The organism is Streptomyces sp. NPDC019224 (genome assembly GCF_040632605.1).
GTDB lineage: Bacteria > Actinomycetota > Actinomycetes > Streptomycetales > Streptomycetaceae > Streptomyces.
Genome location: NZ_JBEYCF010000025.1, coordinates 44,752 through 56,816, shown reverse-complemented (window position 1 = coordinate 56,816; position 12,065 = coordinate 44,752). Strand labels below are relative to the sequence as shown.

Sequence of the window (12,065 nt, the reverse complement as noted above, 5' to 3'; positions counted from 1 at the left end):
GACAGAAGGGCGTCCGCCCCGATCGAATCCGTCCAGAGTCTTGACTGTGAGCGCTAACATTTCTAGCTTGTGGCGTCACACGCCGAGGTAGTTCCGAAACATTTCGGCAGTGTCTCTGCTCCCACGCCCCGCTCCCAGGAGGCCCCCATGCGGTTCCGCCTTGCCTTCCCCGTCCGCCCAGGACGTTTACTCGCCGCCCTCGCACCCCTGCTGCTCGTGGCCGCCTTCCTCGGCGCCCAGCCCGCCGCCGCTGCGACGATCGATTCCCACGCCTCGTACGTGCTGGTCAACCGCAACAGCGGCAAGGCCCTGGACGTCTACAACCTGGCGACCTCCGACGGTGCCCGCATCACCCAGTGGACCCGCAACGACCAGAGCCAGCAGCAGTGGCAGTTCGTCGATTCCGGGGACGGCTACTACCGCCTCAAGTCCCGTCACTCGGGCAAGGTGCTGGACGTCTACAACTGGTCCACCGCGAACGGCGGCTCGATCGTCCAATGGGCCGACCTGAACGCCACCAACCAGCAGTGGCGGCTGGCCGACAGCACGGACGGCTACGTGCGGCTGATCTCGCGCCACAGCGGCAAGGCCCTCGAAGTACAGGGCGCCTCCACCGCCGACAACGCGAACATCGTCCAGTACGACGACTGGGGCGGCGCCAACCAGCAGTGGAAGCTGGTGAAGGTCGGAGACGAAAACCCCGGCACCGGTACGTGCGAGCTCCCGTCCGCGTACCGCTGGAGCTCCACGGGCGCGCTGGCGCAGCCCAAATCGGGGTGGGCCTCACTGAAGGACTTCACCGTCGTCCCCTACAACGGAAAGCAGCTCGTCTACGCGACGACGCACGACAACGGCTCGAGCTGGGGCTCCATGAACTTCACCCCGTTCACCAACTGGTCGGAGATGGCATCGGCCGGCCAGAACACGATGTCGTCCGCGGCCGTGGCCCCGACGCTCTTCTACTTCGCGCCGAAGAACATCTGGGTGCTCACCTACCAGTGGGGCGCGACCGCCTTCTCGTACCGGACATCGAACGACCCGACCGACGCGAACGGCTGGTCGGCCCCGCAGACGCTCTTCTCGGGGAGCATCAGCGGCTCGGGGACAGGCCCGATCGACCAGACGATCATCGGGGACGGGACGAACATGTACCTGTTCTTCGCCGGTGACAACGGCAAGATCTACCGGGCGAGCATGCCGATCGGGAACTTCCCGGGCAGTTTCGGGACGTCCTCGACCGTCGTCATGAGCGACACGACGAACAACCTGTTCGAAGCCCCGCAGGTCTACAAGCTGCAGGGCCAGAACCGTTACCTCATGATCGTCGAGGCGATCGGAGCACAGGGCCGCTACTTCCGATCGTTCACGGCCACGAGTCTGAACGGGTCGTGGACGCCGCAGGCCGCGTCGGAAAGCAACCCGTTCGCCGGCAAGGCCAACAGTGGCGCCACCTGGACCAACGACATCAGCCACGGCGAACTGATCCGCACCGGCCCCGACCAGACGATGACCGTCGATCCCTGCAATCTGCAGCTGCTCTACCAGGGCCGCAGCCCCCAGTCAGGCGGTGACTACGGCCTCCTGCCCTACCGGCCGGGCCTGCTGACGCTGCAGCGCTGAGACGTGACACGGCCGGCTCCCGTCGCGTACGCGGCCGGTCGCCCCCACCCCCCGCCTCCCCCCGCCGTCGCAGCCGCGCGACGAGGGGAGGCGGGGCCCTTCGTCCGGTGCCTGTCCGCGGTCGGTAACGGTACGGAACGAGTGGCGCGGAGCGTTCGGGTCCGGGGGCACACTGCCTGTGCGTCATTCATCGGGCGCGCATCGCGGGTGCGGAGACATCGGGGGAAACCGATGCGCAGGAACAGGAAGTTGTACGTGCCGGGGCCGGCCGTCGCGGCCGCCCTGGCCACCACGGCGTGCGAGCCGGGCCTCGAGCGGATGGCCGCCGTGCAGGACAACGGGCAGCTCAAGGGCCGCCGGGCGCCCCAGTTCCACTTCCGGACGAACGTGCCGGACGGTGACCCGAACTCGATGCCGGACGGCGAGCACCTGCTGATCTACCTGTACCAGATCATCGGCGGCACGTAGGTGAGTGGTCCGGCCCTCCCCTTCGTGCACCGCAGGAGGGCCGGCCACCTCAGCGGGTGACGACGTGCCGTTGGTCCGGGACGCAGTGGGTCATCGTCAGCCCGGTGACGTCACGCGGCGGGTTGTCGCCCAGGCGGGCGAGCCGGCTTCGGTCCTCGTCGGTCAGCTCCTGGCCGGGCAGGGGTTCCAGGCCGGCGACGTCCTTCGGGGTGATGCCGAGGCCCTCGCCGATCCTGAGACCCAACTCGTTCTCCACCAGGAGGAAGTGCCAGACCATCCGCTCCCGGACCGGCCGGTCGCACTGCGAGAGCAGGTCGACGAGGTTGCGCACGAGGTCCTCGCGCTCCCACTGCTCCATCAGGAGGTAGCGCTGTCCGGCCTGGAGGTAGTCGTTGGTCCGTGGGATGCGCTTACGGGTGAGCCTGCCGCGCAGTTCGGGGCCCACCTCGTCGTGCGCGGGGTACTGCGCCTCCCGCAGGCCCCCGGTGATGGACGGCTCGTAGTTGACGAGCGGATTCTCCCCGCCGCCGTCGACGTGATACGTCATCAGACCGTCGCGCTGGTTGGTGCGTACGGTGGCGTTCTTGGCCTGGTTGACGGGCAGTTGAAGGTAGTTGGGGCCGACCCGGTAGCGCTGGGTGTCGCTGTACGAGAAGGTGCGGCCCACCAGCATCTTGTCGTCGGAGAAGTCGAGCCCGTCGACCAGCACCCCGGTACCGAAGGAGATCTGCTCGTTCTCCGCGAAGTAGTTCTCGGGCATCCGGTCGAGCACCATGCGGCCGACCGCCCTGGGCGGGAAGTCCTGTTCGGGCCAGGTCTTGGTGTCGTCGAGCGGGTCGAAGTCCAGCTCGGCGTGCTCGTGGTCGTCCATCAGCTGGACGAGCAGTTCCCACTCCGGGTGGTCGCCGCGCGCCACCGCCTCGTACAGGTCCTTGGTGGCGTGGCCGAGGCTGTCCGCCTGTACGTTGGCGGCGTCCTCCTCGGTCATGCTGCGCACGCCCGCCTTGGGCATCCAGTGGTACTTCACCAGGAAGGACTCGCCCGCCTCGTTGACCCACTTGTACGTGTTGACGCCGAAGCCCTGCATGTGGCGGTAGTCCGCCGGGATGCCGCGCGGGCTGAACAGGTTGACGAGCATGTGCATGGACTCGGGCGTCTGCGACATGAAGTCGAAGATGCGCCTCGGCTGCTGCTCGAACGTGACGGGGTCCGGCTTGAGCGCGTGGATGACGTCGGGGAACTTGATCGCGTCCCGGATGAAAAAGACCCCCAGGTTGTTGCCGACGAGGTCCCAGTTGCCGTCCTCGGTGTAGAACTTCACCGCGAAGCCGCGCGGGTCGCGGGCCGCCTCGGAGGAGTCCCGGCCGCCGATGACGGTCGAGAAGCGCACCGCCACGTCCGTACGCTTGCCGCGCTCCTGGAAGAGCTTGGCGCGGGTGAAACGCGCGACGGGCTCGTCGCCGAAGGTGCCGTACGCCTCGAAGTAGCCGTACGCGGTCACGCCCCGGGCGTGCACGACGCGCTCGGGGATGCGTTCGCGGTCGAAATGGCTGATCTTCTCGAGGAACTGGTAGTTCTCCAGGGTGGCCGGGCCACGGGCGCCGACGGTGCGCTGGTTCTGGTTGTCGTGGACGGGATGACCCTGCCGGTTGGTGAGCGTCTCGCGCTCGTCGCCGCCGGTGGGGCCACTGCTCGATACGTCCGTCACGTGCGTCGACTCCTTCGAAACGTGTACGTATGCCCCTGACCACCAAACTATGCGAGGTTCGCGTACACGGCAGGATGAGCCGTCCGCGCGGGCGGAGGCGCAGGTCCTCGGCTCCGATCGGTTCGGCTGTCGGATCGTCGTTCCCCGGTGTCAGAGCAGCAGGATGATCGCGTAGACCAGGAAGAACGCCGCGACGAGCGCCGTCACGACGGCGATGAGCGCCATCGGCGCCTTCGACCAGCCCTTCGGCGGGTTGTACGTGATGTCCTGGGGGCCCGCACCCGACATGCCGCTCTCGTCGGGCGGGGTCTCGCCGGGCGGCACCTGGCCGCCGGGTTGCGGTCCTGTTCTCCGGCGGGGTTCCGGGCCGGGGTCCGGGGTCTGCGAAGGAGTCATGTGATCCACGTTCCCCGATGACCGCCGGGTTCGCCCGCCCACAGCCCGCCCACGGCCATGCTCATGCGGGCACGGACCACGCGATGACCAGCAGTGGCGTCCCGGCACGCAGTGTGACCCGGTCCGTCGCCCGCGAGGCGTCCGGCGTCTCCCCTCCACGGCGGCCGGAGAGGAGCGGCAAGACCGCCGCGTGCGGCGGTTGGCAGGCCGCGCGTGCGACGGCCCGGCCCGGGGAGAGTGCACTCCCGGGCCGGGCCGCCTGTCCGCGGGGTTGCCGCTATCCGGCGTACGTCTCGAACTCCGCGACCCGCGGCGTGCCACTGGCGCCGGTGATCTCGAAGGTGATCTTGCGCAGGGAGGTGGCCGGGATGGTGATCGTGCCGGCTCCGCTGCCGGTCTTGAGGACCGCGCCGGTGTCCGCGTTCAGCAGCCGCCAGGAGCCGATCACGCCCTGGGCGGCCGCGGCCTCGCGGATGGTGACGGCGGAGACGGTGGTGGCGGAGTCCCACTTGACGGAGACGGAACCGGTCGAGCCGACCGGGGACCAGTAGGTGCTCAGGTTACCGTCGCGGACGTTGCCGTAGCTGGTCCCGCTCGCCTTGCTGGAGCCGTCGGCGGCCGCACCGAGGCTGAGGTTGGTGCCGGCGGGCGTGGTCGGGTCGGTCGGGTCCGGCGTCGGGTCGGTCGGGTCCGGGGTGGGGTCCGTCGGGTCCGGGGTCGGGGTCGTCGTGGAGCAGTTGCCGTCCGAGACCTTCAGCCCCTTGTTGGCGCCCGCCGTCCGGGTCACGATGTCCGGCACGCAGGCGGCCCCGTCGAGGGTGTACGCGTAGGGGATGCTGACCGTGGTGTTGGACTTCGGGTCGGGGCCGGCCGGGTGGTTCTCGCTGCTGGGCTCGGACCAGGTCACGTTGTCGAAGGTGTTGCCACTGACCTGCCAGTATCCGGTGGTGTCGGTGTAGAAGGTGCCCAGGACGTCCTTGGAGTCCTTGAAGTAGTTGTTGTCCACCTTGGCGTGGGCGCCGGCCCGGGAGTTGATCCCGGACTCGTTCAGCTTCACGTAGTAGTTGTTGTAGATGTGGGCGATGCCACCGCGCAGCAGAGGCGTGCGGGAGTCGAGGTTCTCGTACAGGTTGTGGTGGAACGTCACGTAGCCGTTGTCGAGTTGGGTCTCGCTGGAGCCGATGAGGCCGCCCCGGCCGGAGTTGCGCAGGGTGCTGTAGGACAGCGTCACGTACTGGGTGTTGTCCTTCATGTCGAAGAGGCCGTCAAACCCTTCGGATTCGCCGCCGGACGCCTCCAGGGTCGCGTGGTCGACCCAGACGTTGCGGACGCCGCTCTCCATGCCGATGGCGTCGCCGCCGTTGGAGGTGGGCGAGCCGGACTTCTTGACGTTCTTGACCGTCACGTTCTGGATGATGATGTTGCTGGACTGGCGTATGTGGATGCCCAGTTGGTCGAAGACGGCCCCGCTGCCGACGCCGACGAGGGTGACGTTGCTGATCTCCTTGAGTTCGATGACACCGTCCGCCGTGTTGCAGCTGTCGCCGGACACCTTGGCGGTGTTGGCGTGGTTGATGGTGCCCTCGACCTCGATGATGATCGGGGTGCTGCTGCTGGCCCGGCCGCACAGGGCCTGGTGGATCTGGGTTCCGGTGGTGGCCCGTACGGTCTGCCCGCCGGCGCCGCCGGTCGTTCCGCCGTTCTGGCTCGCGTAGCCGGTGGCGCCGCCCGCCACGGCGGCCGAGGCCTCGGGCATCGTCAGGAGCGCCCCGGTCGCGGCCGCCAGGGCCATCGTGGACAGTGCCGCAGAGAGTCGCAGTGCGACTGGTCGCCTCATGTTCGTTCCCATTCGTCGAAGAGAGATGGAAAGCGCTTTCCGGGTGGCGAGGATAGAGGTGCCAACGCTTCCAGTACAAGGATGTGAACACCGAAAGACTGCGCTTTCTTGATTTGGGCACGACAAATCTATGGCGTTCACGGCGTAACCGGGTCGTAACGACCGCGAGGTCCTCCCCCGGCCGGTCAACCGGCTGGACCACCCGCTGGACGAGGACCTCGACCACCCGCGGTCAGCGGGATGTTCACCTGCGCGCGGTCTATTCCTCCGCCCCGAGCGCCACGGCAGCCGGCCGAAGCAGGGCGCGCCGATGACGGCGGCGACGAGGCCGACCGGGATCCGCGCGAGTGCGATGACGGTCCGGTCGATGGTGTCGGCGACCACGACCAGCAGTGCGCCGAGCACGGCCTCGGGGAACATCGGTACAGCGGTTATCGGTGAGAACGATCATGGCCGTCTAGCACAGTGATCCACTTCGCCGCTGGGGTTCGGTGAAACGCCTCCGGGCCCGGGCCGGGGCTGGCTAAGGTCCGGCTCGTGCCGGTGGAGTTTCTGAGCGATGAACAGGCCGAGGCGTACGGGACGTTCGCCGAGGAGCCGACGAGGCCCGAGCTGGAGCGGGCTCAGGAGCCGAAGCGCACGGCGATGCTCACCGCGGTGGTGCTGCACCTGGAGGCGAAGGTGATCGACGAGGCCCTGGACCTGTTCCAGGTCCTGATGGCCACCCGCCTGCTGAACACGGCGAAGCGCAAGACGGAGAAGGAGCGGCTGTCGACGCTGCCGCAGCTGGAGAAGGCGTCTCGCGTGCTCGCGCGAGCGGCGAAGGTGCTGCTTCAGGAGCTGGAGCTGGTCGAGGAGCAGGAGGCAGACCTGGACGTGGCCGCGCTGTGGGCGGTGCTGGAGGAAGTCGCCCCGCGCGCCGCCGTGATGACCGCGGCGGCCACCGTGGTCTCGCTGGTGCCCGAGGACGAGAACTCGGCCGAGGTCGCCACGCGGGCCGCGCTCGCGAACCGGTACGCCACGGTGCGCCCGTTCCTCGCGTTGCTGGGCGAGTCGAAGGCGCTGGACGCGGCCAGCGCCGGTAAGCGGGTCCTGGCCGGGGTGCGCGGCCTTCCGGCGCTGGCCCGGCGGAAGGTGGGCGTCAAGCCGCTGCTGCCGCGCGAGGGGATGACAAGCTCGTGCCGCCCGCGTGGCGCAAGGCGGTGTACGCCAACCCGGATCTGCCGCAGGGCGCGGTGGACCGGGACGCGTACGTGGTGTGCGTGCTGGAGCAGCTGCACCGGGCCCTGAACAACCGCGACGTCTTCGCCTCGCCCTCGCACCGCTGGTCCAACCCGCGGGCCCGCCTGCTGGACGGGCTCGACTGGGGCGCGGTCGAGGAGGACGTCCTGGCGGCCCTGAGCCTGGACATGCCCGTCACCGAGCACCTGGCGGAGCTGGTGCGGGGCCTGGACGCCGGATGGAAGCAGCTCGCCGAACGGCTGGAGGAGGCGGGGCCGGCGGTGAAGGTCTCCATCGAGGTGGCCGGCGACGGGCGGGTGAAGCTGAACGTCGACAAACTGGGCGCGCTCGGCGAGCCGAAGTCCCTGACCTGGCTGCGCCAGCGGGTCGAGAAGATGCTCCCGAAGATCGACCTGCCGGACCTGCTGTTCGAGGTGAACGCCTGGACCGGGTTCCTCGACGCCTTCGTCCACCTCCGCGACGGCACCACCCGGATGAAGGACCTGCCCACCTCGGGGGTCGCGCTGCTGGTGTCCGAGGCGTGCAACATCGGCCTGGCCCCGGTGGTCAACCCCGGCTATGAGGCCCTGACCCGGGCTCGGCTCGTGGACGTCGACCAAGTACTACCTGCGCGCCGACACGTTCGCGGCGGCGAACGCAGCTCTCATCGCCGCCCAGGCCGGCATCCCGATCGTGCGGTACCGGGGCGAGGGGCCGCTCGCCTCCGGGGACGGGCTGCGCTTCCAGGTGCCGGTGCGCACCATCAACGCCGCCCCGTCGCCGAAGTACTTCGGGTTCAAGCGGGGCATCACCTGGCTCAACGCCGTCAACGACCAGGTCGCGGGCATCGGGCAGATGGTCGTGCCCGGCACCCCGCGCGACTCCCTGCACATCCTGGTCGGCGGCGTGAAGCCGGAGATGGTGGCGACCGACAACGCCTCGTATGTTGTTACCTGGACACCTCACTCCCCGTTAGCCCGGAAAAGCGGCCGGACAGGCCGTCAGACGGGGTTGTTCCGGAGGTTCCTGTGCGCGTCCTGCACCAGCGTCAAAATGGTGGGTCGCACCTGGTCGAGCTGCTCGACGATGCGGGCGAGCCGATCGAGGTCATCTCGGGGTTCCTGCGGTTCCTGGCCGCGCGGGACTGCTCGCCGAACACGCTCGTCTCGTACGCCTACGACCTGCGGCACCTGTGGCGGTTCTTCGGCGAGCGTGGCCTGACCTGGGACCAGTTCGCCCCGCCACACGCGATCCCGCTGCTGGAGTACCTGCGCTCGGTACCCTCACGCCGCCCGCGGCACCGCATGGTGCTCACCGTCGCCACGGTCACCCCGGACGGGCCGGCCACCAAGCTCGCGGCGACCACCGTGAACCGAATCCTGGCCGCAGTGTCCTCCTTCTACGAGTACGTGATTCTCGCCGGGCTGCTGGATCGGGCCAACCCGATCGAGAAGCGGCCGGACCCAGCCCTGCAGCGGGTGTCCGAGCGGCACCAGCCGTTCATGGGGCGAGCCAGCCGGCAGCGGCCGGTACGCCGTGCGGTCCGGGTCAAGACCGTCCAGTAGTTGCCCCGCCCGCTGGACGAGGTCCAGGTCAGGGCCTTGCTCGGCGAGCTGCGGTCGGTACGGGACCGGGCCTTGGTCCTGCGGATGCTCCAGGGCGGCTTGCGGCCCGGGGAGGTCCTCGGTCTGCATCTGGAGGACATCGCCTACGGCAGGCGGCGGGTGGTGATCCGCCACCGAGATGACCACCCGAAGGGTGCGCGGTCGAAGTCGCGCTACGAGCGGGTGGTGGACCTGCACGAGCCCGAGGCCCTGGCTGCGGTCAGTGCCTACGTGATGGGCGACCGGCCCACGGACGCGGCAACGCCACTGGTGTTCCTGATCGGCGGCCACGGTGCCCGGAGGCTGGAGCCGCTCGGCTACGACGGCCTGGTGCGGATGTTCTCCCGTGCCTGCACTCGGGCTGGGATCCGCGAGCCCTGGGTAACCCCGCACGCTCTGCGGCACACTCACGCCACGCGCATGTGGGAGGGCGGGATGCGGGAGTTGACGCTGCAGAAGCGACTCGGTCATGCCTCTCCGGAGTCGACTCGGATCCATACCCGGGTCTCCGATCCGGCCGTGGTGGCCGAGTACAACCGCGCCCTCGGCGGGCACAGCGCGGTGGCTGGGGAGGCGAAGTGAGGGCCCGGGCCGTCTCCACGGCGGCCATGCTGGCCAGCCCCGGATCCATTCCGCACCAGCGCCGCAGCCGACGGCACTGCCCGGAGGAGGAGTGGCGCGCCTACGTCCAGGGTCAGGACGGCAACCGGCAGTACCAGCTGATGAAGCTGCGGTTCCGTCGGCAGTTCGTCGAGCGTTGGCCCACGCTGTCCGGCTGGTTCGGCGCTCCGCTGGTCGAGCGGGTCGGCCGGTTGCACGGGGAGTCGTATCACCGCCCGTCCTACCCGGTGTCCTTCCGGGCCCGCACCTACCTGGTCTATCTCGGACTGCGCGGCTACGCGACGTTCGACTACCCGTGGCTGTTCGCCCCGGGGCAGCTCGCCATCATCGAGCCGGCCGCCGCGCTCGGTATCGACCTCGGTGCTAAGCAACTCGTCGACGACGCCATCAGCCTGGGCTTCAATCCGAACTCGGCCCGGCAGGCGATGCACTGGTCGGTCAGCCGCATCGCCCTGCACACCGGAATCTTCGACATCACCGCAATCACCGAGGACTACATTGCCGAGGCCCTGCAGGCGATCCGATTCTTCGCCGACCACCCGGACCTGGAGCAGTTCTACCCGTCCCGGCAGCGCTACCTGGAGGGTGCCGCAAAGAACTGGATCACCCACCTCCACCAGCTACAGGTGGTGCTCTACCACCGCGGCCAGGTCACGACGGAGCCCCGCAAGCTGATGCCGTCCTGGAAGCCGCCGCTGGCACTGCCCCCGCAGATGCAGGCCGTCGCGGAAAGGTGGCTCGCCGCCCGGCGGCTGACCGACCGTCCGTCGACCGTGGACAAGCTGGAGCTCGCGATCCGCCGCTTCGGGGACCGGCTCGGTGAACACCATCCCGAGATCGACTCGTTCGCCGACGTGACCCGTAACCACTGCCTGGGCTGGCTTCAGCACATCGCCGAGACGCCGACCGAACAGACCGGCAAGCCCCTCGGCGTCGTCTCCCGGATCCAGCGGACCTCCGGTCTGGGCCAGTTCTTCCGGGACACGGCCGCCTGGCAGTGGGACGGCGTCCCGGGCCACAGCCTGATCGGCCCCGGCGACTCGCCGAAGTCACCGATCAAGGTCCCGCGGTTCATCCCCGACGACGAGCTGGACCGGTTGATGCCGGTGGTCGAGCAGATCGCCTGTCCCTTCCAGCGCGCCGCGCTGCTGGTCGCCCGCTGGTCCGGCGCCCGCCGGGACGAGATCCGCCGACTGCCCATCGACTGCCTGGACCGCTACCCCGACGGCACTGCCCGGCTGCGGCTGCCCGCCCGCAAGACCTACAAGGAACGCGTCGTCCCGCTGCACGCGGATGCCGCCACCGCCCTGCAGAAGGTCATCGACCTGCGCAAGAACGGACCGGAGCGGCCCTTCACCGACGAGTTGACCGGGCAGCCGGTGCGCTACCTGTTCATGCAGCACGGCAAGCTGCTGTCGACCTTCTATCTGTTCGACACCCCGATCCAGGCGGCCTGCAAGGCCGTCGGCCTGGTCCAACCCGGTGGTCGAGGAGGCGCCGGCCGCGGCACCGTCACCGCCCACCGGTTCCGGCACACCGTCGGCACCCAGCTCGCCGAGCGCGGCGCCAAGCTCCACACGATCATGAAGGTCCTCGGGCACTCCAGCGTGTCCATGGCCCTCGTCTACGCGCAGATCAGCGACCAGGAGGTCCTCCGCGACTACAAGGCCGTCCTGGAACCCAGTGCCAGCATCGCCGGCCCGGCCGCCGAGGAGCTGAAGTCCGGCGCTCTGCCCGAGGCGGCCGTCGACTGGCTGAAGACAAACTTCTTCAAGACCGAACTCGAACTCGGCCATTGCCTGCGGCTCCCAGCCGAAGGCCCCTGCGAGTGCGACCTCTACCTGACCTGCGCAAAGTTCGTCACCACACCCGCCTACGCACCACGACTGCGAGCGCGGCGCAAGGTCGAGCACGCCCTCGCCGCCGACGCCGCCAACCACGGCTGGGCCCGCGAGATCGAACGCCACCACTGCACCGCCGGCCGCATCGAGCGACTACTGACGGACCTCGGTCAGCCACTCGATGACCCGACCGAGACCCTGGAGAAGAAGCACCGCTGATCAGCGAGTCGGGAAGGAAGCCAGGGCAAGGTCCCATTGGTCAGCTGCGTGAAGCAGCGCAGCCGTATCCACCCGCACCTCCACGACGTACTGGTAGATGTCCGCCCCGTCATCGCCCTGCTGCCACGGGGGTGCCGCCTCCAAGGACAGGTGCACGCGAATCGCCGCCTCACTGTCGCTTCGATCGGCGAGGCTAACGGCCAGGACCGGCTCGACGAACCACGTGTCCGGGGACAACCAGCCTTCGGCATCGGGTCCGGTCACAGCTACCGTCCCCGCGGCCACCGCGCGCAACCAAGCGGACACCTCACCGGCTTCATCGGTCAGCAGACACGGATCGGCAAAGGACCAGCTGCCCTCGGGAGTCGTCACCGCTCCACCGACGACCAGCCAGTTGTCGTCGTATGACTGACCCCGGACCTCGGAGAACTGATACCGCAGCAGGCGAAGCTCGACACTGCTCGCATGATCACTCAAAAGCACTGCCACAGGATTTCACGGGCCTTCCCGGCTCTGCACAGCACGGGTGA

General features: G+C 68.9%; 9 protein-coding genes and 2 pseudogenes. 6 read left to right on the top strand and 5 right to left on the bottom strand.

The genetic code is table 11. The features are described 5' to 3' along the window. Nucleotides 1–147 precede the first annotated feature (147 nt). On the top strand, nucleotides 148–1,620 hold the full coding sequence (locus tag ABZ564_RS18045; protein WP_360856887.1) for a non-reducing end alpha-L-arabinofuranosidase family hydrolase: 1,473 nt from the start codon (nucleotides 148–150) through the stop codon (nucleotides 1,618–1,620). A 231-nt stretch (nucleotides 1,621–1,851) separates the two neighbouring features. After that, nucleotides 1,852–2,088 (top strand): hypothetical protein, encoded by a 237-nt coding sequence (locus ABZ564_RS18040; RefSeq protein ID WP_360856884.1) that lies wholly within the window; start codon nucleotides 1,852–1,854, stop codon nucleotides 2,086–2,088. 49 nt (nucleotides 2,089–2,137) lie between these two features. Here ABZ564_RS18040 and ABZ564_RS18035 read toward each other — a convergent pair whose 3' ends face one another. The 4 genes and pseudogenes from ABZ564_RS18035 to ABZ564_RS18020 all read right to left on the bottom strand — a co-directional run. Beyond that, nucleotides 2,138–3,796: a catalase gene (locus ABZ564_RS18035; protein WP_360856881.1), complete on the bottom strand. Its 1,659-nt coding sequence runs from the start codon at nucleotides 3,794–3,796 to the stop codon at nucleotides 2,138–2,140. A 150-nt stretch (nucleotides 3,797–3,946) separates the two neighbouring features. Continuing rightward, nucleotides 3,947–4,192 carry a DUF6480 family protein gene (locus tag ABZ564_RS18030; protein WP_360856879.1) on the bottom strand — a complete coding sequence of 82 codons (246 nt, stop codon included), beginning with the start codon at nucleotides 4,190–4,192 and terminating at the stop codon, nucleotides 3,947–3,949. Nucleotides 4,193–4,469: 277 nt separating this feature from the next. After that, on the bottom strand, nucleotides 4,470–6,029 hold the full coding sequence (locus ABZ564_RS18025; RefSeq protein WP_360856995.1) for a pectate lyase: 1,560 nt from the start codon (nucleotides 6,027–6,029) through the stop codon (nucleotides 4,470–4,472). A 303-nt stretch (nucleotides 6,030–6,332) separates the two neighbouring features. Then, nucleotides 6,333–6,449: pseudogene (locus ABZ564_RS18020) on the bottom strand (iron chelate uptake ABC transporter family permease subunit); the annotation flags it as partial. Nucleotides 6,450–6,641: 192 nt separating this feature from the next. On the opposite strand from ABZ564_RS18020, the pseudogene ABZ564_RS18015 reads away from it, so the two are divergent. The 4 genes and pseudogenes from ABZ564_RS18015 to ABZ564_RS18000 form a co-directional block, all read left to right on the top strand. After that, nucleotides 6,642–8,195, top strand: a pseudogene (locus ABZ564_RS18015) (Tn3 family transposase); the annotation flags it as partial. Nucleotides 8,196–8,278: 83 nt separating this feature from the next. Further along, the gene (locus ABZ564_RS18010; protein WP_360856876.1) at nucleotides 8,279–8,815 is read left to right on the top strand and encodes a site-specific integrase; all 537 of its coding nucleotides are present in this window, start codon (nucleotides 8,279–8,281) and stop codon (nucleotides 8,813–8,815) included. Further along, nucleotides 8,816–9,436 (top strand): tyrosine-type recombinase/integrase, encoded by a 621-nt coding sequence (locus ABZ564_RS18005; protein ID WP_360856873.1) that lies wholly within the window; start codon nucleotides 8,816–8,818, stop codon nucleotides 9,434–9,436. Further along, complete coding sequence (locus ABZ564_RS18000) at nucleotides 9,433–11,535, top strand: site-specific integrase (protein WP_360856871.1); 2,103 nt, start codon at nucleotides 9,433–9,435, stop codon at nucleotides 11,533–11,535. Before ABZ564_RS18005 ends, ABZ564_RS18000 begins: the two co-directional genes overlap by 4 nt. On the opposite strand, the gene ABZ564_RS17995 is transcribed toward ABZ564_RS18000, so the two are convergent. Beyond that, nucleotides 11,536–12,018: a hypothetical protein gene (locus tag ABZ564_RS17995; RefSeq protein WP_360856868.1), complete on the bottom strand. Its 483-nt coding sequence runs from the start codon at nucleotides 12,016–12,018 to the stop codon at nucleotides 11,536–11,538. It abuts the gene before it with no gap. Nucleotides 12,019–12,065 lie beyond the last annotated feature (47 nt).